Origin of the sequence: Proteus penneri (assembly GCF_003144535.1) — a bacterium.
GTDB classification, from domain to species: Bacteria; Pseudomonadota; Gammaproteobacteria; order Enterobacterales; family Enterobacteriaceae; genus Proteus; species Proteus penneri.
The window spans coordinates 133,056-157,887 of record NZ_PHFJ01000005.1 but is presented as its reverse complement, the minus strand read 5'-3'; the positions used below and the strand labels follow the sequence as shown (position 1 = coordinate 157,887).

Sequence of the window (24,832 nt, the reverse complement as noted above, 5' to 3'; positions counted from 1 at the left end):
TAAGGTTTCGGGATGCTTCTGATATCAGGGATCCTCGTTTTTTTAAATGTGGCGGCCCCGGTTCTGAAAGGAAAATAAACCTAAACATGTCAATATCATGTTAGTTTCCTTTAAAGTAGACCGAGCACTAAAACTTATTTTGAGGTAACAAGATGCAAGTTTCTGTTGAAACGACTCAAGGCCTAGGGCGTCGTGTCACAATCACCGTACCAGCCGCTGATATCCAAACTGCTGTAGACAGTGAACTGAAAAAAGCTGCTAAAACTGTTCGCATTGATGGTTTCCGTAAAGGTCACGTTCCAATGTCTATGGTTAAACAGCGTTATGGTATGTCTGTACTGAATGATGTTCTTGGTGATTTAATGTCGCGTAATTTCATTAACGCTATCATCGAAAACAAAGTAAACCCAGTTGGCGCACCTGAATACAAACCAGAGCAATACAAAGAAGGTGAAGACTTTGTTTACTCTGTAGAATTCGAAGTTTTCCCAGAAATCGAACTGAAAGATCTGGAAAGCATTGAAGTTGTAAAACCCGTTGTTACTGTTAAAGACGAAGACGTTGATAACATGTTAGAAACACTGCGTAAGCAACAAGCAGAGTGGAAAGACAAAGACGGCGTAGTCGCAGCAGAAGATCGCGTAACTGTTGATTTCAACGGTTCTATTGACGGTGAAGAATTTGAAGGCGGAAAAGCTGAAGATTTCGTACTGGCAATGGGTCAAGGTCGTATGATCCCAGGTTTCGAAGAAGGCGTTATCGGTCATAAAGCTGGAGAAGAATTCACAATTGATGTGACTTTCCCAGAAGATTACCACGCTGAAAACCTGAAAGGTAAAAAAGCACAATTCGCTATCAACCTGAAAAAAGTTGAAGAGCGTGAACTGCCAGAATTAACTGAAGAGTTCATCAAGCGTTTTGGTATTGCAGATGGTTCTGTTGATGGTTTACGTGCTGAAGTACGTAAAAATATGGAACGTGAACTGAAAAATGCAATCCGTACTCGTGTTAAAACACAAGTTATTGATGGCTTAGTTAAAGCAAACGAAGTTGACGTACCTGCAGCTGCTGTAAACAGCGAAATTGAAGTTCTGCAACGTCAAGCTGCTCAACGTTTTGGTGGCGATGAGAAACAAGCTCTACAATTACCACGTGAACTGTTCGAAGAACAAGCTAAACGTCGTGTAATCGTTGGATTACTGTTAGGTGAAGTGATCAATAGTAATGAACTGAAAGCAGAAGACGATCGTGTGAATGCACTGATCGATGAAATGGCTTCAGCTTACGAAGATCCATCAGAAGTTGTTGAGTTCTATAATAAGAACGAACAATTGATGAACAACATTCGTAATCTTGCGTTAGAAGAGCAAGCGGTAGAAAAAATCTTAGCAAATGCTAAAGTAACTGAAAAAGAAACTAACTTCACTGAACTAATGAACGAAGTTCAAATGGGTTAATTCTTAACCGCGATATCGGTTTTAAGCAAAAACCCGTGGTTTTTACCACGGGTTTTTTTCAGTTTGTATATATTTATCAAAATTAGCCTTGAAATCTGAGCGATTATCTCCAGATAATTCTATATTCTCTTTATTACTCCTCGCGAGGCGCCTTGAATGTCTTGTGAGAGATTAGATCATTAGAAATGGTCACGATCAATTATCTCAAGTAAAATTGTTGTCATTGGCACCAATAAGAATGCAATAGGAGACAGACATGTCATTTAACGACACACAGGAACAATTCGCACCTAATATGGCTCTGGTGCCGATGGTTATAGAGCAAACTTCGCGAGGAGAGCGTTCTTACGACATTTACTCACGTTTATTGAAAGAACGTATTATTTTCCTGACTGGCCAAGTTGAAGATCACATGGCTAATCTTATCGTTGCTCAAATGCTATTTTTAGAAGCAGAAAATCCAGAGAAAGACATCAACCTGTATATCAACTCACCAGGTGGTGTAATTACTGCGGGTATGTCTATTTATGACACCATGCAGTATATCAAAGCAGATGTTAGTACCATTTGTATGGGGCAAGCGTGTTCAATGGGCGCTTTCTTATTATCTGCTGGTGCGAAAGGTAAACGTATTTGCTTACCTAACTCCCGTGTGATGATCCACCAACCATTAGGTGGTTACCAGGGGCAAGCAACAGATATTCAAATTCATGCTCAAGAAATTTTGAAAGTAAAATCCCGTATGAATGAGCTAATGGCTCAACATACAGGTAAATCTATTGAAGAAATAGAAAGAGACACTGAGCGTGATCGTTTCTTATCCGCTAACGAAGCGTTAGAATATGGATTAGTGGATAAAGTCTATACTCAACGTAGCTAATTATTATACGTTGTAATAGCAACTGAATTAATACGTTTTCTTTGTTAGTCAATAATGCAAAGGAAACGGCTATCAATATTTATGTAAAAAAGACTTTCTTCTTATAAATAATAAGAAGAATAACTAAGTGAGGTTGACTGATGACAGATAAGCGCAAAGATAGCTCTGGGAAGCTTCTGTATTGCTCTTTCTGCGGTAAAAGCCAGCATGAAGTAAAAAAATTGATCGCTGGTCCGTCGGTTTATATCTGTGATGAATGTGTCGATCTATGTGTTGATATCATTCGTGAAGAAATAAAAGAACTGGCACCTCATCATGAACGCAGTGAATTGCCAACGCCGCATGAAATCCGTAAGCACCTTGATGACTATGTTATCGGTCAGGAATTGGCTAAAAAAGTTTTGGCTGTTGCCGTTTATAATCACTATAAACGTCTGCGTAATGGCGATAAAGCCAATGGTGTTGAGCTAGGAAAAAGTAATATTTTGCTGATTGGTCCTACTGGTAGCGGTAAAACGTTACTAGCAGAAACATTAGCACGCTACCTTGATGTTCCTTTTACTATGGCAGATGCCACAACGCTGACAGAAGCGGGCTATGTGGGTGAAGATGTTGAAAACATCATTCAAAAACTGCTACAAAAATGCGATTACGATGTGCAAAAAGCACAACGTGGTATTGTGTATATTGATGAAATTGACAAGATCACCCGTAAATCTGAAAACCCATCAATCACCCGTGATGTGTCTGGTGAAGGTGTACAGCAAGCATTATTAAAATTAGTTGAAGGCACTGTCGCTTCTGTTCCTCCTCAAGGCGGACGTAAGCACCCACAACAAGAATTTTTACAAGTTGATACTTCTAAAATCCTCTTTATTTGTGGTGGTGCATTTGCAGGACTCGATAAAGTTGTTGCACAGCGTTTAAATACACACTCAGGTATCGGTTTTGGCGCAGAAGTTAAAAGCCAAAAAGAGAAAGCCAGTGAAGGTGAATTATTAGCCCAAGTTGAGCCAGAAGATCTGATTAAATTTGGTCTTATCCCTGAATTTATTGGTCGTTTACCTGTTGTTGCAACGCTAGGCGAATTAAACGAAGAAGCGTTAATCCAGATCTTACAAGAACCTAAGAATGCATTGACTAAGCAATATCAGGCATTATTTAAATTAGAAGGTGTGGATTTAGAATTCCGTAAGGAAGCGCTGACTGCAATAGCGAAAAAAGCCATGGTACGTAAAACGGGTGCTCGTGGTTTACGTTCGATTGTTGAAGCTGCATTACTTGATACGATGTATGACCTTCCTTCATTTGAAAATGCAGAAAAAGTGGTCATTGATGAAGGCGTTATTAATGGAAAATCTGAGCCGCTGGTTATTTATAGTCAGCCAGAAAATCAGGCTTCAGGTGAATAATGCATCGTAATTTGGCAGTGTCCTTTGTCTGACATTATCTCGTTTTCTCTCAAAAGTAAGAGAGAAATTCAAGATAAAGCGTGCCAACGCAATAAAAATGAGGGAATTTTCCCTCATTTTGTTTTTTTAATGCGTAATGCTATTGAATGTCAGAAAAGTGCCCTTATATATTTTGACAATCCGTGGAATTAATTTTATTTGGTGACATGCGAATAAAATTACCTGTAAAAGCGTTAAGCTAAAAACGAAGAGAGAGCTCTATGAATCCTGAGCGTCCAGAACGTATTGAAATACCTGTATTGCCATTACGTGATGTCGTTGTATATCCGCATATGGTGATCCCGTTGTTCGTTGGTCGTGAAAAATCTATTCATTGCTTAGAAGCCGCGATGAACGACAACAAACAAATTATGCTGGTTGCGCAGAAAGATGCATCTACTGACGAACCAGGTGTGAATGATCTTTTTTCTGTTGGTACAGTTGCGTCTGTTTTACAGATGCTAAAACTACCTGATGGAACAGTAAAAGTACTTGTTGAAGGTATTCGTCGTGCCAAAATTACGACGCTATCTGACAATGGTGAATACTTTCAGGCGAAAGCAGAATACCTTGAAACGCCAGCCGTTGATGAGCGCGAACAAGAAGTCTTAAATCGTACAACGATTAATCAGTTTGAAGGTTATATCAAGCTGAATAAAAAAATTCCGCCAGAGGTATTAACCTCATTACATGCTATCGAAGAATCAGCGAAATTAGCAGACACCATTGCTTCACATATGCCGCTGAAATTAAAAGATAAGCAAGCTGTGCTTGAAATGTCTGATGTGACAGAACGCCTTGAATATTTAATGGCGATGATGGAATCAGAAATTGATCTGCTACAAGTTGAAAAACGCATTCGTAACCGCGTTAAAAAGCAGATGGAAAAGAGTCAGCGTGAGTATTATCTCAATGAACAAATGAAAGCGATTCAAAAAGAATTAGGTGAGATGGATGATGCACCTGATGAAATGGAATCGCTGAAGCGTAAAATCGATGCGGCTAAAATGCCAAAAGAGGCAAAAGAGAAGACAGAAGCGGAACTTCAGAAATTAAAAATGATGTCGCCAATGTCAGCAGAAGCCACAGTTGTACGTAGCTATATTGATTGGATGGTTCAAGTTCCTTGGAATAGTCGTAGCAAAGTTAAAAAAGACTTAGTGAAAGCGCAAGAAGTTCTTGATACTGACCATTACGGTTTAGAACGTGTTAAAGAGCGTATCCTTGAATACCTCGCAGTTCAGTCTCGAGTTAGCAAAATTAAAGGGCCAATCTTGTGCTTGGTAGGGCCTCCGGGAGTAGGTAAAACTTCACTGGGTCAATCTATTGCTAAAGCAACAGGCCGTAAATATGTTCGTATGGCGTTAGGTGGTGTACGTGATGAAGCTGAAATCCGTGGTCACCGTCGTACTTACATCGGTTCTATGCCAGGTAAATTAATTCAGAAAATGGCGAAAGTTGGCGTCAAAAACCCACTTTTCCTATTAGATGAAATTGATAAAATGTCATCCGACATGCGAGGTGATCCAGCTTCTGCTCTGTTAGAAGTGTTAGATCCAGAACAGAACATCGCATTTAATGACCATTACCTGGAAGTTGATTACGATCTGTCTGATGTTATGTTCGTGGCAACCTCTAACTCCATGAATATACCCGCACCGTTGTTGGATCGTATGGAAGTTATTCGTTTATCAGGTTATACCGAAGACGAAAAACTGAATATTGCTAAGCAACATTTGTTACCAAAACAGATTGAGCGTAATGCGTTAAAACCAAGCGAGCTGACAATTCATGACAGCGCGATTATGGGCATTATTCGTTATTACACGCGTGAAGCGGGTGTACGTAGTTTAGAGCGTGAAATTTCTAAATTATGCCGTAAAGCAGTAAAACAGCTGCTAATGGATAGCACAATCAAACATATTGAGATTAACGAAGATAATCTCAAAGACTACTTAGGTGTTCGTAAAGTTGACTACGGTCGTGCTGATACAGAAAATCGAGTAGGTATGGTAACAGGACTTGCATGGACAGAAGTGGGTGGTGATCTACTGACTATTGAAACTGCAAGTGTACCGGGTAAAGGCAAGCTAACATTCACTGGCTCTTTAGGTGAAGTGATGCAAGAGTCTATTCAAGCGGCAATGACTGTCGTTCGTGCTCGTGCTGATAAACTGGGTATTAATAGCGATTTCTATGAAAAACGTGATATGCACGTACACGTTCCTGAAGGGGCAACACCAAAAGATGGTCCAAGTGCCGGTATCGCAATGTGTACTGCGTTGGTATCAAGCCTAACAGGTAATCCTGTACGTTCTGATGTTGCAATGACGGGCGAAATTACGTTACGCGGACAAGTATTGCCAATTGGCGGACTAAAAGAAAAGTTACTTGCTGCACATCGCGGTGGAATTAAGACAGTTCTTATCCCTGATGAAAATAAACGTGATTTAGAAGAAATTCCTGAAAATATTGTTGCTGATCTGGATATTCACCCGGTGAAAACAATAGAGGAAGTTTTAACGCTAGCCCTGCAAAACTCACCGTTTGGCATGGAAGTTGTTACTGATAAATCACACTAAAGAGTGATATTAGTCATAAATTATAGCTAAAAAAAAGGCTGGATAAGTAATAAAAGCTTGCCAGCCTTTTTTTGTGTCGCTAATTTAATGGCGATTTTAATTAAAAATGCTGTTTTATCGGTCTTGCTATATCTAAAAAGGCTTGATATAACGACGTTTGCAAAATTTGCCATTAATGGTGAAAAATAACGCATAAAATTATGGGGATGAAAGCGTGAATAAAACTCAACTGATCGACAAAATTGCTGCAAATGCAGATATCTCAAAAGCGGCAGCAGGTCGTGTTGTAGATGCTCTGGTTGCTTCTATCACTGAATCTTTACAAAAAGGTGATGATGTAGCATTAGTAGGTTTCGGTACTTTTACTGTACGTGATCGTGCAGCTCGTACGGGCCGTAACCCACAAACTGGTAAAGAAATTCAAATTGAAGCTGCAAAAGTTCCTGCATTCCGTGCGGGTAAAGGCTTAAAAGACGCAGTTAATCAATAATAGTTGAATGAACTTTCTGCCAAAGAGTTATTAACTTAACGTTATGGGTAAACAGAAAACAACTCAATTAAAAAATGAAGCGCATCTTTTTGAGATGCGCTTTTCTTTTTTGATTATAAATCACGATTAAACCTTGTATTCTCTGGCGATAAAACGTGAAACTGAAGTGGTCATTTGATAGAATGCTCCGTTGTTCTATAACTAAAATAGACAACAATGAATGATTTAGTGATGAGTTAACTGCTATCGTAATCAATGAATCAAATAATGCTGTTTAGTTTTTTCTTAGTTATAGAAAGTGCGTGTTAAGACTGTGCATTAATATGGGACTGGCTGTTTTTAATGATTGTCGTGTGTCGCGACATTTTGATATTTAGCCAGCATGAGCATATTATCTTTTTGCTGTGCTCAAAATAGTCGTGTAACACCCATAAAAATAATTTTTATTTCACCAAACGGAGCCTCGTCTCGTTATGATGGACAACATTCGTTCCACTGCTAATAATCCATTTATAAAAATATTATTAGCTGTGATCATCCTCTCCTTCGTCCTAACTGGTGTGGGCGGATATCTCTTTAGTTCAGGCGTCAATGATGCAGCTGAAGTTAACGGGTATAAAATTAGCCGTTCTCAATTAGAGCAAGCTTATCAACAACGTCGAGCTCAATTACAACAAGATATGGGTGAAAATTTTGCTGCTCTTGCTTCCTCAGAAGAAGGCCAGAAACTCATTCGCCAACAAGCGCTTGATTTATTGATCAACCAAGCATTACTTGATCAATTTGCACAAAAGCTGGGTATCTCAGCCGGTGATCAGCAAATTAGAGATGCTATTTTTGCACTTCCTTACTTTCAAACTAACGGCAAATTTGACAATAAAAAATATGTCGATTTATTGAAAGGCAATAATATTGATGCGGATGCCTTCGCAGAAGGCATTCGTCAAAACCTAATTAACCAGCAATTAAAATTTTCTATCCAAGGCACTGATTTTGCCTTAGATAGCGAAGTTAAAGAATTTGCTGGATTAATGCTACAAAGCCGTAATGTACGCTTAGCATCATTAGACATTCAGCCATTCCTCGAAAAAGAAACGGCATCTGATGAAGAAGTGAAAGCGTTCTATGAGCAAAATAACCAAATGTTCATCGCGCCAGAGCAATTTAAAATTAGCTATATCCAATTAAATGCTCAAAAAGATTTTAATAATATCAACATTACTGATGAAGAAGCGAAAGCTTATTACGATAGTAATATTGATGAGTTCACTACGGCAGGGCAGAAACAGTACAGCATCTTAGTATTAGCTGATGAAGCTTCGGCTAAAGAAGCAGAAGACGAGCTGAAAAAAGGCGCTGATTTTGTTTCGTTAGTGAAAGAAAAATCTATTGATAGTTTCTCTAAAAAACAAAATGGTTCTTTAGGTTGGATAACTATCGGGCAAGAGTTACCCGAGCTGGCTAATGCAAGTTTGACAGAAAAAGGCCAAATCTCTGAACCTGTTAAAATCAGTAATGGCTACGCAATTTTCCGTCTTGATGATGTCAAACCCTCTGTTGTAAAACCATTTGATGACGTGAAAACAGATTTATTGGCAAAAATGCGTGAAAACAAAGCGATTGATGATTTCTTCGCATTACAACAAAAGGTGAGCCAAGCTGCATCTAATGACAACGACACATTAGCTCCCGCCGCTAAAGCGGGCAACGTGACGGTGGTTAATACTGATTGGTTTGATGAAAATAACGTTCCTGCACCATTAAATAATGAAAAACTCACCCAGTTAATTTTTGGGGGTTCATTGGTGGATGAAAATGGCCCAACTGGCATGAATTCAGACATGGTGACGTTAGGTAATGACAGTGCATTTATCGTGCGTGTAGAAGGTTATAAGCCTTCAGCAAGCCAACCATTAGACAAAGTGCGTGATCAGGTCGTTATGCTGGTTAAACAGCAAAAAGCATCACAAGCCATGAATGCGGAAGCCCAAAAACTTTTAGCTGCATTGAAAGAAGGTAAAGGCGAAGAAGCACTGAAAGCTGCTAATGTTTCGTTTGGTAGTGAAGAAAGCATCGTTCACTCATCTGCAACAGATGTCGTACAAACTGCTATTTTCTCTATGCCAAAACCTGCTGAAGGTAAAAAAGAGTATGGTATGACTAATGTACCTGGTACTAAAGTTGTCCTTATTCAATTAGATAGCGTAACAGATGGTAAACCAACATCTGAACAACTTGAGTTTATGACTAATCTCTATCGTGCTCAGATGGGCGAAGAAGCGTTACAACTCATGTTACGTGACTTAAAAGATAACGCTAAAATTGAAATTTTTGATAAAGATTATCAATAATTGAATTTGAGTTATTACATTGAAAACCCAGCTTAAAGCTGGGTTTTTTTATGCCGATTCACTTTGGTAACTTAAACCAATAACTCCGTCTCTCAAAAAAATCATATTTGAGAGCAAGCTAGACAACTTTTTGTAATGCTTCTTTTTTACATTTTTATTTTTCCTACTCTCTCGTAGTTTTATTTTTATATAATTGCTTGTTTATCAATATGTTGTCATTATTTTTCTGCATTCAGAACTCTTTGTTTGTGATTAAATTTAAAATTATTGAATAAAAGGAAATTATGATTATGAAGATGGATAAAAAAGTATTGTCAGGTTTTATGGCTTCTATCTGCCTAGCTTTAGGATTAGGGCTTTCTCCTCTCTCTTATGCAGAAGAAACACCCGCCTCAGCCCCAATGGTTTCTATTGAAACTCACTCATCTGTTGAGCGTGATGCTAAGGAAAATAAAGCCAGTACAGTAGGTAAAGTTAATTTAAATACGGCAACAGTAGATGAATTAATGGGATTAAAAGGGATCGGAAAAGCAAAAGCGCAAGCCATTATTGATTATCGCGAACAGCTAGGGCGCTTTACCACTATTGATGAACTTGAAAAAGTCTTTGGAATTGGTATGAAGTTAGTTGATCAAAATCGTGATTTTATTGTTATTAATTAACGTATTCATTCTTATACGATATTGAGTATAAGTGATAGCAGAAACGTGAATATTGATTAAAAACTCCGTGTTTCTCTTTGATTTTTTTGATAAGAGAAACACGTTTTCTTAGTGTTTTCTTTGTTAAAAGAAAATGAAATAAACCTATATCAGAAATTACTAAATTTATTTTTTTGGCTATATTTATGGTATTGCAAAAAAATCTATAAGAACTTTATTAGAATAATCAAGAGGTAATAAATTGATATGAGTACATTAATTAAAGTTTATGGTTTTCATTTAGATGTTTTTGAACATGTGAATAATGCACGTTACCTTGAATTTTTAGAGCAAGCTCGATGGGATTGGATTGAGCAACATTTAGATTTTGATTGGTTTAAGCGCAATGGCTTGGCATTAGTGGTTGCTAATATCAATATTAATTACCGCTTACCTGCAAGTTTAGGTGATGAGTTACTCATTGATTGTGATATTGCTGAAGTGGGGGTTAAAAGTGGTGTGCTTTCTCAAAAGATTGTCAGAAAAAAAGATGGTGCACTTATTTCTGATGCATTAATTACTTTTGTTCTTGTTGATATCAATACAAAAAAAGCGCTGACATTAACAGAACAGTTAAGAGAGAAGCTTGAATATGTACGTCAATCATCCTAATACATAGAGAGTATTAAAAATTTATCACTAAATATGCCTAGGCTAATCTAAGATGATTTAATGCAGTGATAATGTTTGATGAATTATCACTGCATAAGTGAATAGAATGGCAGATAGCAGTGATAATAAGTAAGGTAATTATGATAATTATTTAAGACCTACTTTCTGTTTCATTGTTTGCATAATGAGTGTTTTATCAGCCAAGTAAGTGTTTAATCCGCGTTGCCTTAAATGACAAGCCGCACATTCACCACAGCCATCACCTTGAATACCGTTATAACAAGTTAACGTTTTATGACGAACGAAATCTAACTTTTTATAGTAATCAGCAAGCGCCCACGTTTCGGCTTTATCTAGCCACATTAATGGTGTGATAAATTTAATATCACGTGCAATACCTAAGTTGACAGCATGATTCAGTGCTTTTACAAATTCATCGCGACAATCAGGGTAACCCGAGAAATCTGTCTCACAAACGCCAGTGATGACACTCTCAGCGCCAATTTGATAAGCATAAATTGCTGCTAAAGTAAGGAATAGAATATTTCTACCCGGTACAAAGGTACTAGGAATATCACTTTCTTCACTTTCTTTGAAATCAGGAACAGGAATATTGTCGCGAGTTAAGCTACTAATAGCGAGTTCATTGAGTAAACTTACATCTAAAACTTTATGCGCAGTTGCCCCCAGTAATTGACTTACTTTTTGTGCTACCTCAATTTCTTCTTTATGGCGTTGCCCATAATTAAACGTAATGCAATGTACTTCATCGTACTTTTCCAATGCTTGAATAAGGCAGGTTGTCGAATCTTGCCCACCACTAAAGACAACGACCGTTTTTTTCATCAGAATACTCCTGAATATTGAAATTTTATAAGGATTAGTACGCATAAAAGTACAGATATTATGGCAATTTATTACCGATTTATCATTAGATGATTACTCTTATAGTAAGGGGCAGATTATCATTATTTTTTGTAGGGGCATATTTTGAAGGAGTATCTATGTTAGATAAGATTGACCGTAAACTATTAGCGCTGTTACAGGAAGATTCAAGCCTCTCACTGAATACTTTGTCTGAGGCTGTTAACCTAACTTCAACGCCTTGCTGGAAACGATTGAAAAGACTAGAGGATGAAGGGTATATTCGTAAGCGCGTTGCTCTGCTTGATAGTGAAAAAATCGGGCTAGGTCTAACAGTTATTGTTATGATTAGAGCACAGCAGCATAATAGCGAATGGTACGAACAGTTTGTTTCATTTGTTAAGCAAATGCCAGAAGTACTGACATTCTATCGAATGGCGGGTGAGTGTGATTATCTAATGCATGTTGAAGTAGTCGACATGAAAAGTTACGACCTATTTTATAAGCGTATGGTAAATGGCGTACCGGGTCTTATTGATGTGACTTCTAACTTCGCAATGGAAAAAATTAAATACACAACGGCAATGCCGATACCTGAATAAGGTTCATCTTTACCAACTGGCACTTTTATTTTTTTGTATAACCTTAGGATTTAAGGCGTGGCTCTATTTTCACAGCTCAGTTGGTATTTTCTCAGTGAATGGCGTCGTTATGTCGGTGCTATTTTCTTATTGATGGTTATCGCAGTATTACAGGTGATCCCGCCAAAGATTGTTGGGATCATTGTAGATGGTGTTGATAACCATAGTCTGACGTTTAGCCAAGTGATGAATTGGATTGGTGTGATGGTATTAATTGCCCTCGCAGTTTATCTTTTACGTTATTTTTGGCGTCTTTGGTTATTTGGTGCATCTTATCAATTAGCAATAAAACTGCGGATGCAAATTTATCAACAACTTAATCAACAATCTTCCTCATTTTATCATCGCTATCGTACAGGCGATTTAATTGCACGGACCACTAATGATGTTGATAAAGTGGTTTTCGCAGCTGGTGAAGGTGTACTAACCTTAGTGGATTCTATGGTTATGGGGCTTGCGGTACTCGTCATGATGAGTATCCAGTTAAGTTGGGAACTGACACTGATTTCATTATTACCGATGCCACTCATGGCGATTTTGATTAAACGTTATGGTGATAAGCTACATAGTCGCTTTAAAACCGCACAAGCACTTTTCTCTTCACTTAATAATCAAGCACAGGAAAGTTTGAGTAGTATTCGTATGATCAAATCATTCGGACTAGAGCAACAGCATGCATCCCGTTTTGATGATGTGGCAAAAGAAACTGGGCGCCAAAATATGCGTGTTGCAAGAATTGATGCGCTCTTTGATCCTACTATTTTTATGGCTATTGGGTTTGCTAATTTACTCGCGGTTGCTGGTGGGAGTTATTTGGTACTCAATGACAAAATGACATTAGGTGAATTAACCAGTTTTGTTATGTATTTAGGTCAAATGATTTGGCCAATGCTGGCTTTAGCATGGATGTTCAATATTGTTGAGCGTGGCAGTGCAGCCTATAGCCGAATCAATAGCTTATTGAATGAAAAACTCGATATGATTGATGGTGATTTATCACCAAAACAAGGTCGAGGGATATTGTCTGTTGATATCGACCGCTTTCAGTATCCTGAACAAACAACGGATGTGCTTAAGAATATTCATTTCACCTTATCTCCCGGTGATATGTTGGGAATTTGCGGAATGACTGGAAGTGGAAAAAGTACACTACTCACCGTTATTCAACGACTTTACGATGTAACTGAAGGTGAAATTTGTTTTCAATCTATACCCATTTATCAATTGAAGCTTGATGAATGGCGAGCACGACTGGCTGTTGTTAATCAAACCCCCTTCCTATTTTCAGATACTATCGCAGGAAATATTGCATTAGGGCGCCCTAATGCAACTAAAGACGAAATTGAAGCAGTCGCTAAACTGGCCAATATTCATGACGATATTCTGCGTTTACCTGAAGGGTATCAAACACAGGTAGGCGAAAAAGGTGTGATGTTATCCGGTGGACAAAAACAGCGTATTTCTATTGCGCGAGCGCTACTCTTAGATGCGGAAATTTTGTTATTAGATGACGCATTATCTGCCGTTGATGGACAAACTGAATATCAAATTTTACAAAATTTGTCGCAATGGCGAAAAGATAGAACGTTGATTATCAGTGCTCATCGTTTATCTGCATTGGTTGGTGCTACGAATATTTTAGTTTTAAAACAAGGTGAGATTATAGAGCAGGGTACACATCAGCAGTTAATTTCAATACCAGGTTGGTATCAAGATATGTACCATTATCAGCAATTAGAGGCCGCGCTGGATGACGATGAATAAAAATAAATCCGTTAAAGCGCTATTGCCTGCATTAAAGCGTCTTTTGACTTATGGTAAAGCTTATCGTAAATCCATGACATGGGGTGTCATTATGTTGTGGGTAGCCGCTATTGCAGAAGTGGGTGGCCCATTAATTGTAGGTTATTTTATTGATGCAAAAGTTGCCACGAATAATGTGGAATTAATGTCATCATTAGGCCTAGCATTGGCTTTTATTCTTTTGCAAGTAATTGCTGCCACACTTCACTATTATCAAGCCATTGTGTTTAATCATGCTGCTGTTGGGGTGGTACAACAATTACGTACTGATGTAATGAGTGCGGCACTAAAACAGCCATTAAGTGCTTTTGATAATCAGCCCGTGGGGCAGTTAATCTCTCGTGTAACGAATGATACCGAAACAATTAAAGATTTGTTTGTTAATGTCTTACCGACATTATTTCGAGCGATTGCGTTAGTGGTTGTTATGTTAATTGCCATGTTCTTATTAGAGTGGCAAATGGCATTGGTAGCGATGACTATCTTCCCTGCAGTTATTGGTGTGATGATGCTTTATCAGCGACTGAGCACGCCGATTGTACGCAATGTACGTCATTTTCTTGCCAATATAAATGATGGTTTCCACGAAGTTATCAATGGAATGTCAGTTATTCAACAATTTAGGCAACAAGCTCGATTTGGTGAAAGAATGTCAGATGACAGCTGGCAGCATTACCAAGCGCGTATGAAAGCGTTAAAACTTGATGGTCTGTTATTACGCCCTTTATTAAGCATGCTCTCTGCGTTAGTTCTGTGTGGCTTATTGATGCTCTTTGGTTATCAAGGTAGTGCGGTTATTGGAGTTGGGGTGATTTATGCATTCATTAGTTATTTAGGTCGATTAAATGAACCCTTGATCACATTGACATCACAGCAATCGATTCTACAACAGGCGGTTGTCTCTGGTGAGCGTGTTTTTGAACTGATGGATGCACCTTTACAGCATTACGGTTCATCAACACATTCTATTACTCAAGGTAATATCGAGATTAGCTCTCTTTGGTTTGCGTATCGTAATGAGCAATGGGTATTAAAAGATATCAATTTAACTATTCCTGCTCGTCATTTTGTCGCATTCGTTGGGCACACAGGAAGTGGTAAAAGTACTTTAGCCAGTTTATTAATGGGTAATTATCCTTGGCAAAAAGGGAGTATTTCTTTAGATAAGCAACCATTAGAAGCGTATTCTCACGCTGCATTGCGTAGTGGTATTGCAATGGTACAGCAAGATCCCGTTTTATTATCGGGTTCACTGCATGACAACATTACGTTAGGGCGTGATTGTGATGAGTCACATTTATGGCAGGTATTAGAAACAGTTCAACTCGATCAATGGGTTAAAGCGTTACCAGAAGGGCTGCAAACAAAACTTGGTGAACAAGGTAGTCGCTTATCTGCTGGTCAAAAACAGTTACTTGCATTGGCGCGTGTATTATTAATACCTCCTCGTATTCTTATTCTGGACGAGGCAACAGCAAATATTGATTCAGGAACAGAACAAGCCATACAGAAAGCGTTAAAAGTAGTTAGGGAAAAAACAACATTGATTGTTATTGCTCATCGACTTTCCACTATTATTGAAGCCAATGAAATTGTAGTACTTCATCGTGGTGCAATTGTCGAGCAGGGCGATCATGCTAAGTTACTCTCGCAAAAAGGCCGATACTATAATATGTATCAATTACAGCAGGTCAGAGAATCTTTACAAGAACAAACTCCTCTTGAAGTAGAATAATAACCTTAAATAAAAAAATATAATTTTAGAGGGCACATCATCTTAATGTATGTGCCCTTTTTGATTTCCCATTTATCTTGCTTTTATCAAAATAGCTATCGTATTTTTGCACCATTTCGGTGAGCTTTTTCATTTTTATTATTCGAGAAGTTTATTTTTTCTTAAATATCAATCAATTAAATAATGGCATGTCTTTTGCTTTTCTATTTAGGGTTTGTTCTTTCAAATATCGACGAGGTTTATATGAAATATATCATTGCCATTATTAAACCATTTAAATTAGAAGAAGTGCGAGAGTTGCTCTCTGAGTTAGGTATAAAGGGAATGACAATCAGTGAAGTAAAGGGATATGGGCGACAAAAAGGACATGCGGAGTTGTATAGAGGGGCTGAGTATGAAGTTAATTTTCTCCCCAAAGTAAAAATAGAACTCGCTATTTGTGATGAGCAACTTGAGTCAGTTATGCAAGTGATTATGCAAGCGACTGATACAGGAAAGGTAGGAGATGGAAAAATTTTTGTTTTTGAATTATTGCAGGCAGTCCGTATTCGTACTGGTGAGTCTGGTGATGAAGCACTTTAAAGGAGATATTCGATGAGACGCTTACTTTCTTTACTATTAATGTTAGTGCTTACATACTTTTCTTCATCTGCATTTGCAACTGAAACAGGGGGGGTTGATAAAGCTGATAATAGTTTTATGTTGATATGTACCGCTTTAGTCTTTTTTATGACGATGCCCGGTATTGCTCTGTTTTATGGCGGGTTATTGAGAGGAAAAAATGTACTTTCTTTGATCACTCAAGTGATGATGATCTTCAGTATCGTTGTTATTCTTTGGGTTACATTTGGCTATAGTTTGGCATTTACCGCAGGTAATAAAATTTGGGGTGGGTGGTCACTTACTTTTTTGAATAACGTATCACTAGATTCACTCTCTGGCTCAATTAATCAGTATGTACATATTGCTTTTCAAGGATCTTTTGCTGTTATCACTGTTGCATTAATTGTTGGGGCACTAGGAGAGCGCGTTCGCTTTTCTGCACTGCTCATTTTTACGATTATTTGGTTCACACTTTCTTATATTCCTATTGCACATATGGTATGGGGAGAAGGTGGTTGGTTAATCGATGATGGGGCATTAGATTTTGCTGGGGGAACCGTTGTCCATATTAATGCAGCGATTGCGGCACTTGTTGGTGCTTACTTACTTGGCAAACGGCGTGATAGTCAGCATACAGCGCTTAAACCTCATAATTTACCAATGGTCTTTACTGGTACAGCGGTGCTCTATATCGGTTGGTTTGGTTTTAATGCAGGCTCTGCTGGCAGTGCAAATGCAATCGCAGCTTTAGCATTTCTAAATACAGTAATTGCAACGGCAGGAGCCGTGCTTTCTTGGACTGCATCAGAATGGCTCACCAGAGGCAAACCTTCTATGTTAGGTAGTTGTTCTGGTTGTATTGCAGGATTAGTTGCGATTACACCTGCATCTGGCACGGTCGGAGTGATGGGTGCTTTATTTATCGGTGTAATGGGTGGGATCATTGGGCTTTGGGGCGTCGTTGTTTTAAAACGCTGGTTAAAGGCAGATGATGTTTGTGATGTTTTTGGTATTCATGGTACTTGTGGTATTGCTGGTTGTTTATTAACAGGGGTATTTACGGCTTCATTTTTAGGGGGAGTGGGATATAGCGATGGTATGACACTCAGTAAACAAGTTTTAATTCAATTAATGAGCGTTGTGATCACAGTGATTTGGTCTGGTGTTGTCGCTTATATAGGTTTTAAAATCGCAGATAAGCTGGTGGGCTTGCGAGTTTCAGAAGAGGAAGAGCATGATGGGTTAGATTTAACGACTCATGGTGAAAGAGCTTATCAACAATAATTGTCTATTCCCCCTCAATTGAGGGGGGAATATGCCAAGGTATTATTTTGAATGTTTAGCTCGTTTTTGACGAATAACCCCTTCTTGAACAGAAGATGCAACGAGTTGACCTTTTGTATTAAAGAATTTACCTCTAACAAATCCTCTGCCCCCTGATGCGGAAGGACTTTCAATCACATAAAGTAACCAATCATCCACACGGAATGGGCGATGAAACCACATAGAATGGTCAATCGTAGCGACCTGCAGACTTGTATCCATAAAACCTAATCCATAAGGTTGGAGAGCAGTTGGTAAAAAGTCAAAATCAGAAACATAACCAAGTAAATATTGATGCAAGAAAGGATCGGTTGGTATTTCACCTCGACTACGATACCAAACATAACGTTCAGCAGGCGCTTTAGCGTAGCCAAACGGGCTAAAGTATTGCACAGGGCGCGCTTCAAACGGTGTTTCTCGAAGTGCTAAAGATTTAATCGGCTCGGGTAATTTGGGTGCTAAGTTCTTTAAAATCTCATCTTGTGAGATAAGCTCATTTGGAAAAGGAACATCAGGCATTGTATCTTGATGTTCAAAGCCTTCTTCAAATTCTTGAAAAGAAACGGTCATATAAAAAATAGGTTTACCGTGCTGAATAGCACTGACCCTACGAGTACTAAATGATCCACCATCACGAATAAATTCCACATCATAAACAATAGGCTTATGGCTATCACCAGGACGTAAAAAGTAGCTATGAAATGAGTTGATATAGCGGTTATCAGCTATTGTCTGTTTTGCAGCATATAGTGCTTGTCCTACAACTTGCCCACCGAAAACTTGCGGTAATCCCAAATCCTCGCTTTGGCCTCTAAATAGGCCTTCTTCTATTTTTTCAAGTGCCATCAAATTGATGAGATCTTTCAATGCTTGACTCATAGTGTACCTGTATCATTAGATCTGGTGATTTTTTATAAAGTTGATTATATACAATCCTAGGAATATAAAAAAATAATCTCCCTTTTTATCTTGTAGCAATCTAATGATAAATGAACAGAGTTGATGAGATTATTGTTTGAGTGCGCTTTGATAAATTTATGGCAGGTAAAAGAGCCTTAGAGTCAATTGAATAATCAGCGAGTACGGATTTGGGTAATTAGTAATCACTTAGTCTCGCTTTCCTTGCTATTTGGATCAGTTTAAAACATAATGCGTGACGTCTTAGCAATAAGACAATCTATGGGGTCTTGTTGGTTCTCCCGCAACGCTAACTTGTTAACTCGGTCAGGTCCGGAAGGAAGCAGCCATGGCAGGTGTCGCGTGTGCCGGGATGTCGCTGGCAAGGCCCCACCCAATTTTTAGCCCTTCATGATTTTTAATCTCTCATCATTTCGAATCTCTTATCACTATTATCTTCTTAGATTTATTTTTCCTTATAATTTTACTCTCTATATGTGTTTTTTTGAGTTCTGTTTTCTTTGAATTTGAGAGTTAATATTATTGAATAGAAAACAGTACGCTCAATGCATTAATTTATTATGAGAAAATTTACGGTAGTGTTTATAAATGAGAGGAATATTTGGGTAAAGAAATGCAGTCATGCCGTAATAAGTTAACGGCATGATGGTGTGTAATTATTCTACTGATAAGAAAACGTGAATAAAACGATATCTAAATTAAGAACTAATAACCCTACTACTATAAAAAATAAAAATAGCAAAAATAAAACTAAGGTAATTAAATAGAACTAGATTATCTTACAAATTTCCAAACAGATGCTGGGATTTTATCATATAGCTTGTTCATTGTGAGTTCTGCTAAACGGTGGTCTGCTGCTGAATAAAACAGTTCCAGTTCATCATCAGAGAGTTCATATTTGTTTTTTTCAATTACACGTTCTAATGTTTCGATTGAAGTACATTTTCTTAAACGCATTAGATAGTCTGTCTTAGTCATGTTGTCTTTTCTCTATAATTAAAATAAAACTAAAGATAATTAAAATTACTTAATATAATTTTTTGGGTTTTTGGCAATAAGAGTTAGAAGTGACTGGTTTAACTCTTTCCAATTATTGATATCTGAGTAAGAAATTGATGTATTACCAAATAAACGATAAGTCTCTTCAAGATACTCTTCTATAAGCGTATTAATTACATGTTTATCTGGGTACTTAATCTTAAATTTCCAACTAAAGTCCATAATGTGTTCAATTAGGATATTAAGGTCAACGCTTTTTGTGCTACTCAGATCGTTGTGCCAAACCGTGCTGCCTTTATCTAATGAGTCTAAAGCTTGCTGTAATAACTCTTCGCACAAAAACGACAATTCGGCTAAATCTACTTTTTCTGGTGAATATTCGTCCATAACATATCGCAATTGAATTAATAGAAAATATTCATTAATAAAGATAAATACTTAAAGTTGAGCTTATTAATGAGATACATCACATAATTCATTAATGGATTAATAAAAACATAAACTTGAAAATAGGTGTTTATATTTACTCGTATGCTAAAAGGGTTTAATAATTATATTTATTATTTCTAACAAAGTAATAGCATATCGAAAGACAATACTAAATTGTATACGGAATTATACACGAATGAGTTTAAAACTTATACAATAAGTATTTCTTTGCTTAATATAGCACTATTATTACATAAGTCACTATCTGAACAACATAATTTTGTCTATTTTCGTAAAAATTAAGAAATCCCAATTGAAGAACATTCTCTTAACATAATGATTATATTGGTTTTTATTATATTTTCAAATGCTTAAGCGTGTAAATGAGGTATAAATATCGTTGTTATTTATAAATAACAGAACTACCTCATTTTGACAAAAAGTCACATATAAGAAAAAAAATAAAATGAATTTATTGATTAAAGAGATATTACCTAGAAATAATATAATGAAACAATTTTTCATTTTAAACAATACATCAATAGCTAAATAAAAAGGCCGCTTTCGCGACCTTTTTGGCATTATCACTTAAATTAGTGTGAATGATTTGGATGTTCTAAATCTTCATTTTTCTTCGCAAACCGTCTACGGATCACGACGAAGAAGATAGGAACGAAGTAGATAGCAAGGGAAGTCGCGGCAATCATACCACCGAATACACCTGTACCTACTGAGTTTTGAGCACCAGAACCTGCGCCGTTACTTAATACCAGAGGAATAACCCCTAACATAAAGGCCAGTGAAGTCATTAGAATTGGACGTAGACGCATTCTAACAGAGTCTAACGTTGCTTCTATGAGTCCTTTACCTTCTTTCTCCATCAAGTCTTTGGCGAATTCAACAATCAAGATTGCGTTTTTCGCCGATAACCCAATGGTTGTTAAGAGCCCAACCTTAAAGTAAACGTCGTTTTCCAGGCCTCTTAGTGATGTTAATGCAAGAGCACCAATAACACCTAGTGGAACGACTAACATGACAGAGAATGGTACTGACCAGCTTTCATAAAGAGCAGCAAGACAAAGGAATACAACTATCAAGGAAATGGTATACAGCGCAGGCGCTTGGTTACCAGATAAACGTTCTTGATATGACATTCCTGTCCACTCATAACCGATACCGCTTGGTAGTTTACTTGCAAGATCTTCCATCATAAGCATTGCATCACCACTACTTTGACCTGGTGTTGCACTACCTTGAATTTGAACTGCTGGTAAACCGTTATAACGCTCTAAACGAGGAGAGCCGTATAACCAAGGATCTTTACTTGTATCAATGAACGATGAGAATGGAACCATCTGACCGACATTGTTACGAACATAAAGATTACCAATATCTTGTGGCAACATACGGAATTGTGATTCAGCTTGAACGTAAACTTTCTTAACACGACCACGGTCGATAAAGTCGTTTACATAGCTACCACCAAACATCGTACCTAATGTTGAATAGATATCACTAATTGCAACACCTTGAGCTTGTGCTTTCTCTAGGTCGATATAGAGGCGATACTGTGAAGTATCTTCCTGACCGTTAGGACGCACGCCCATTAACATTTGAGGTTGTTGCGCTGCCATTCCGAGTAATTGATTTCTCGCTTCCATGAGTTTTTCGTGACCAAGGTTAGCTTTATCTATTAACTCGAATTCGAAACCACCCGCAGAGCCTAACTCAACAATCGCTGGAATATTAAATGAATAAACAAAGGCCTCCTTAATTTGGGATAGTGCCATGTTGGCACGTCCTACAATCGCCGGAACTTTGTCTTCATCCGCTTTACGTTCATCCCAATCATTCAATACAACGAAGACCAGACCCATATTTTGTCCTTGACCACCGAAGCCGAAGCCACTTACGGTAAAGACAGATTTAACGAGCTCTTTTTCATCAGTATTGAAGTAGTCGTTTACTCTTTCTAATACGTCCTGAGTCTGTTCTTGTGTTGAACCCGCAGGTAACTGAACCATTGTCAGTAATACCCCTTGGTCTTCTTCTGGTAAGAACGATGCGGGTAAGCGAATAAACATTAACGCCATACCTGCGACTAATAAAACGTAAATTAATAAGTAACGACCAGTACCACGAAGTGTACGGGATACACTATCAGTATAGTGATGGCTGCTTTTTTCAAAGGTACGGTTAAACCAACCAAAGAAGCCCGTTTGCACACCATGGCTGCCTTTTGGTATTGGTTTTAACATTGTTGCACAAAGTGCAGGTGTTAAAATCAATGCAACGAAAACAGACAGGATCATTGCTGATACGATGGTGATAGAGAACTGGCGATAAATCGCACCTGTTGAACCACCAAAGAATGCCATTGGAATAAATACCGCAGAAAGCACAAGGGCGATACCGACCAGCGCACTTTGGATTTGTCCCATAGATTTACGTGTTGCTTCTTTAGGCGATAAACCTTCTTCTTGCATAACACGTTCGACGTTTTCTACCACAACGATGGCGTCATCCACCAGAAGCCCGATGGCAAGCACCATCGCAAACATCGTCAAGGTATTTATCGAATAACCGAATGCCGAGAGTACGGCAAAGGTACCTAATAATACAACTGGTACTGCAATTGTTGGAATTAACGTAGCACGGAAGTTCTGTAAGAACAGATACATCACTACGAATACCAGCATGATTGCTTCAATAAGCGTTTTTACCACTTCGAAAATAGAGATCTTAACGAATGGCGTTGTATCATAAGGATAAACGACCTCTAATCCCGCAGGGAAGAATGGCTCCATTTCAGCTAATGCAGCACGTACCGCGGTTGCGGTATCTAATGCGTTAGCACCTGTTGCTAATTTAATACCGATACCAGAAGCAGGTAAGCCATTAAAGCGAGCAATAGTACTGTAGTTTTCTGCTCCCATTTCAACTATACCGAGATCTTTTAGCTTAACCTGAGAACCGTCGGTATTAACCTTCATCAGGATATCGCCAAATTGCTCTGCGGTATTGAGTCGAGTTTGAGCAATAATAGATACGTTTAAACGCTGACCAGGAACAGGAGGTGTGCCCCCTAATTGACCTGCTGCCACTTGGTTATTCTGTGCTCTAATCGCACCGATAACATCAAGTGTGGTCATGTTGTATTTCACCAGTTTATCGGGATCTAACCAAATACGCATCGCGTATTGAGTACCAAATAACTGGGTTTCACCCACACCGGTTACACGGCTTAATGGGTCTTTAATCGTTGCACCCACATAGTCTGCGATATCATCTTGTGACATTGAACCGTCAGCAGAGATAAAACCTGCAACCATCAAGAATGAACTTGATGATTTATCAACACTAATCCCTTGCTGTTGCACTTCCTGAGGTAATAGCGGCATAGCAAGTTGCAATTTATTTTGCACCTGTACTTGCGCGATATCAGGATCAGTACCTGCTTCAAAGGTCAGAGTGATATTCATCATACCCGCTGAGTCACTGGTCGCAGACATATACACCATGTTATCGATACCATTCATATTCTGTTCGATAACTTGGGTAACTGTATTTTGCACAGTGGTGGCGTCAGCACCAGGATAAACCGCAGAGATAGAAATCGCTGGCGGTGCAATCGTTGGATACTGGGCTACAGGCAGTTTGATGAGTGCCAGAAGACCTGCGAGCATGGTAATTATCGCAATTACCCACGCAAATATCGGTCTATCTATAAAAAACTTAGGCATGGATCACCGACTCCTTATTGAGGATTCTTAGCTGGCTCAGTTTGTTCAGGTGATGGCTTCGCATCTAAATTCTCTTCTTGAGGCGTTACTGTCATTTTGGGTTTTGCTTTTTGCAATCCAGAAACGATAACGCGTTCACCAGCCTGAACACCACTATTAACGAGCCATTTATTACCAACAGCTTGTGACACATCGATGGTACGAACTTCAACAACATTGTCTTTATTAACAACCATTGTTGTCGCTTCACCACGAGCAGTACGGATCACAGCTTGCTGTGGGATCAAAATTGCATTTTGACGAATACCATTTTCTAATTTAGTGCGAACAAACATACCTGGTAATAATTCCCCATTTGGGTTAGGTACGATAGCACGCATCGTAATTGAGCCTGTTGTTTCATCAACAGTCACATCAGAAAATTCTAAATGACCTTTCTGTGCGTAAGCTTGCCCATTAGTCAATGTTAAATGAACAACAGGTTTGCCTTGCTCTTGACGAATAACGCCACTTTCAATTTCATTTTTAAGTTTCAGGTAATCTTCACTCGACTGCGTCACATTGACGTAAATCGGATCGATTTGCTGAACAGTTGTCAGTGCCACTTGCTGACCTGGAGCGACAAGTGCGCCTTCAGTCACAGTAGATTTACCTGAACGACCTGAAATAGGTGCTGTTACTTTTGTGTATTCAAGATTAATCTTTGCAGTTGTTACCGCGGCTTCGCCTGCTTTAACAGCAGCTACAGCTTGTGCATATTGAGATGTTGCAGTATCAAAATCTTGTTTACTGACGTAGTTTGTACCTAGCAGAGGCTTATAACGTTCCACAGTGAGACGCGCTATTTCAGCATTTGCTTTCGCTTTCGCTAATTCAGCTTTCGCACTATTTAAAGTTGCTTCAAAAATAGCTGGATCGATTTGATACAAAGATGTACCCGCTTCTACATAGCTACCTTCAGTATAATTGCGCTTTAAAATAATGCCGCCAACTTGAGGGCGAACTTCAGCAATACGGAAAGCTGATGTACGACCTGGTAAATCAGTAGTGATTGTCAGAGCTTCTGCTCCTAAAGTCACAACACCGACAGCCGGTGCAGGAGGTGGACCTCCAGCAGACTGTTTAGCTTTGTCGTCACATCCAGCAAGAACCAAGCTGCCTGATAGCACTAACAGAGCCAGAGGCAAAACCCCTCTGTTTTTTCGCATAAGAAAACCTCTATTCAAACGTTGTTTCCCGGGATAAAAATA

General features: G+C 38.4%; 19 protein-coding genes and 1 other RNA gene. 14 read left to right on the top strand and 6 right to left on the bottom strand.

The genetic code is table 11. The features are described from left to right. The first annotated feature begins 152 nt into the window (after nucleotides 1-152). The 8 genes from tig to CUB63_RS08525 all read left to right on the top strand — a co-directional run bounded on the left by tig (nucleotide 153) and on the right by CUB63_RS08525 (nucleotide 10,524). Nucleotides 153-1,457 (top strand): trigger factor, encoded by a 1,305-nt coding sequence (gene tig / locus CUB63_RS08560; RefSeq protein WP_006535088.1) that lies wholly within the window; start codon nucleotides 153-155, stop codon nucleotides 1,455-1,457. Nucleotides 1,458-1,713: 256 nt separating this feature from the next. Then, nucleotides 1,714-2,337: an ATP-dependent Clp endopeptidase proteolytic subunit ClpP gene (gene clpP, locus CUB63_RS08555; RefSeq protein WP_004245088.1), complete on the top strand. Its 624-nt coding sequence runs from the start codon at nucleotides 1,714-1,716 to the stop codon at nucleotides 2,335-2,337. 140 nt (nucleotides 2,338-2,477) lie between these two features. Further along, nucleotides 2,478-3,749 (top strand): ATP-dependent protease ATP-binding subunit ClpX, encoded by a 1,272-nt coding sequence (gene clpX / locus CUB63_RS08550; RefSeq protein ID WP_006535087.1) that lies wholly within the window; start codon nucleotides 2,478-2,480, stop codon nucleotides 3,747-3,749. A 260-nt stretch (nucleotides 3,750-4,009) separates the two neighbouring features. Further along, complete coding sequence (lon, locus tag CUB63_RS08545) at nucleotides 4,010-6,370, top strand: endopeptidase La (protein ID WP_072063666.1); 2,361 nt, start codon at nucleotides 4,010-4,012, stop codon at nucleotides 6,368-6,370. A 214-nt stretch (nucleotides 6,371-6,584) separates the two neighbouring features. After that, complete coding sequence (gene hupB, locus CUB63_RS08540; protein WP_036911695.1) at nucleotides 6,585-6,860, top strand: nucleoid-associated protein HU-beta; 276 nt, start codon at nucleotides 6,585-6,587, stop codon at nucleotides 6,858-6,860. Between the two features lie 473 nt (nucleotides 6,861-7,333). Further along, complete coding sequence (gene ppiD / locus CUB63_RS08535) at nucleotides 7,334-9,211, top strand: peptidylprolyl isomerase (RefSeq protein ID WP_072063665.1); 1,878 nt, start codon at nucleotides 7,334-7,336, stop codon at nucleotides 9,209-9,211. Between the two features lie 287 nt (nucleotides 9,212-9,498). After that, on the top strand, nucleotides 9,499-9,873 hold the full coding sequence (locus CUB63_RS08530) for a ComEA family DNA-binding protein (RefSeq protein WP_170110790.1): 375 nt from the start codon (nucleotides 9,499-9,501) through the stop codon (nucleotides 9,871-9,873). Between the two features lie 246 nt (nucleotides 9,874-10,119). Further along, nucleotides 10,120-10,524: an acyl-CoA thioesterase gene (locus CUB63_RS08525; RefSeq protein ID WP_072063664.1), complete on the top strand. Its 405-nt coding sequence runs from the start codon at nucleotides 10,120-10,122 to the stop codon at nucleotides 10,522-10,524. A 147-nt stretch (nucleotides 10,525-10,671) separates the two neighbouring features. On the opposite strand, the gene queC is transcribed toward CUB63_RS08525, so the two are convergent. After that, nucleotides 10,672-11,370, bottom strand: coding sequence for a 7-cyano-7-deazaguanine synthase QueC (gene queC / locus CUB63_RS08520; RefSeq protein WP_072063663.1), 699 nt, complete (start codon nucleotides 11,368-11,370; stop codon nucleotides 10,672-10,674). Between the two features lie 158 nt (nucleotides 11,371-11,528). Between queC and CUB63_RS08515 the strand changes: the two genes are divergently transcribed. The 5 genes from CUB63_RS08515 (at nucleotide 11,529) to amtB (ending at nucleotide 17,454) form a co-directional block, all read left to right on the top strand. Next, nucleotides 11,529-11,990: an Lrp/AsnC family transcriptional regulator gene (locus CUB63_RS08515; protein ID WP_109847876.1), complete on the top strand. Its 462-nt coding sequence runs from the start codon at nucleotides 11,529-11,531 to the stop codon at nucleotides 11,988-11,990. A gap of 57 nt (nucleotides 11,991-12,047) precedes the next feature. Then, nucleotides 12,048-13,793, top strand: a complete 1,746-nt coding sequence (locus CUB63_RS08510) for a SmdA family multidrug ABC transporter permease/ATP-binding protein (RefSeq protein WP_109847875.1) — start codon at nucleotides 12,048-12,050, stop codon at nucleotides 13,791-13,793. Further along, nucleotides 13,780-15,567: a SmdB family multidrug efflux ABC transporter permease/ATP-binding protein gene (locus CUB63_RS08505; protein ID WP_109847874.1), complete on the top strand. Its 1,788-nt coding sequence runs from the start codon at nucleotides 13,780-13,782 to the stop codon at nucleotides 15,565-15,567. Before CUB63_RS08510 ends, CUB63_RS08505 begins: the two co-directional genes overlap by 14 nt. 243 nt (nucleotides 15,568-15,810) lie before the next feature. After that, nucleotides 15,811-16,149, top strand: a complete 339-nt coding sequence (gene glnK / locus CUB63_RS08500) for a P-II family nitrogen regulator (RefSeq protein WP_072063659.1) — start codon at nucleotides 15,811-15,813, stop codon at nucleotides 16,147-16,149. Between the two features lie 12 nt (nucleotides 16,150-16,161). Then, nucleotides 16,162-17,454 (top strand): ammonium transporter AmtB, encoded by a 1,293-nt coding sequence (amtB, locus tag CUB63_RS08495; protein WP_109847873.1) that lies wholly within the window; start codon nucleotides 16,162-16,164, stop codon nucleotides 17,452-17,454. A 42-nt stretch (nucleotides 17,455-17,496) separates the two neighbouring features. Here amtB and tesB read toward each other — a convergent pair whose 3' ends face one another. Next, a complete protein-coding gene (gene tesB, locus CUB63_RS08490; protein WP_072063657.1) occupies nucleotides 17,497-18,372 on the bottom strand; it encodes an acyl-CoA thioesterase II in 876 nt (291 codons plus the stop codon). Nucleotides 18,373-18,681: 309 nt separating this feature from the next. On the opposite strand from tesB, the gene ffs reads away from it, so the two are divergent. After that, nucleotides 18,682-18,778: signal recognition particle sRNA small type (gene ffs, locus CUB63_RS08485), an RNA gene on the top strand. 407 nt (nucleotides 18,779-19,185) lie between these two features. On the opposite strand, the gene CUB63_RS08480 is transcribed toward ffs, so the two are convergent. The 4 genes from CUB63_RS08480 to CUB63_RS08465 all read right to left on the bottom strand — a co-directional run bounded on the left by CUB63_RS08480 (nucleotide 19,186) and on the right by CUB63_RS08465 (nucleotide 24,790). After that, nucleotides 19,186-19,389: an HHA domain-containing protein gene (locus tag CUB63_RS08480; RefSeq protein WP_006535062.1), complete on the bottom strand. Its 204-nt coding sequence runs from the start codon at nucleotides 19,387-19,389 to the stop codon at nucleotides 19,186-19,188. Nucleotides 19,390-19,434: 45 nt separating this feature from the next. Continuing rightward, nucleotides 19,435-19,797 carry an Hha toxicity modulator TomB gene (gene tomB, locus CUB63_RS08475; protein ID WP_072063656.1) on the bottom strand — a complete coding sequence of 121 codons (363 nt, stop codon included), beginning with the start codon at nucleotides 19,795-19,797 and terminating at the stop codon, nucleotides 19,435-19,437. Between the two features lie 635 nt (nucleotides 19,798-20,432). Beyond that, nucleotides 20,433-23,582 carry an efflux RND transporter permease subunit gene (locus CUB63_RS08470; RefSeq protein ID WP_109847872.1) on the bottom strand — a complete coding sequence of 1,050 codons (3,150 nt, stop codon included), beginning with the start codon at nucleotides 23,580-23,582 and terminating at the stop codon, nucleotides 20,433-20,435. Nucleotides 23,583-23,596: 14 nt separating this feature from the next. Then, on the bottom strand, nucleotides 23,597-24,790 hold the full coding sequence (locus CUB63_RS08465) for an efflux RND transporter periplasmic adaptor subunit (RefSeq protein WP_072063654.1): 1,194 nt from the start codon (nucleotides 24,788-24,790) through the stop codon (nucleotides 23,597-23,599). Nucleotides 24,791-24,832 lie beyond the last annotated feature (42 nt).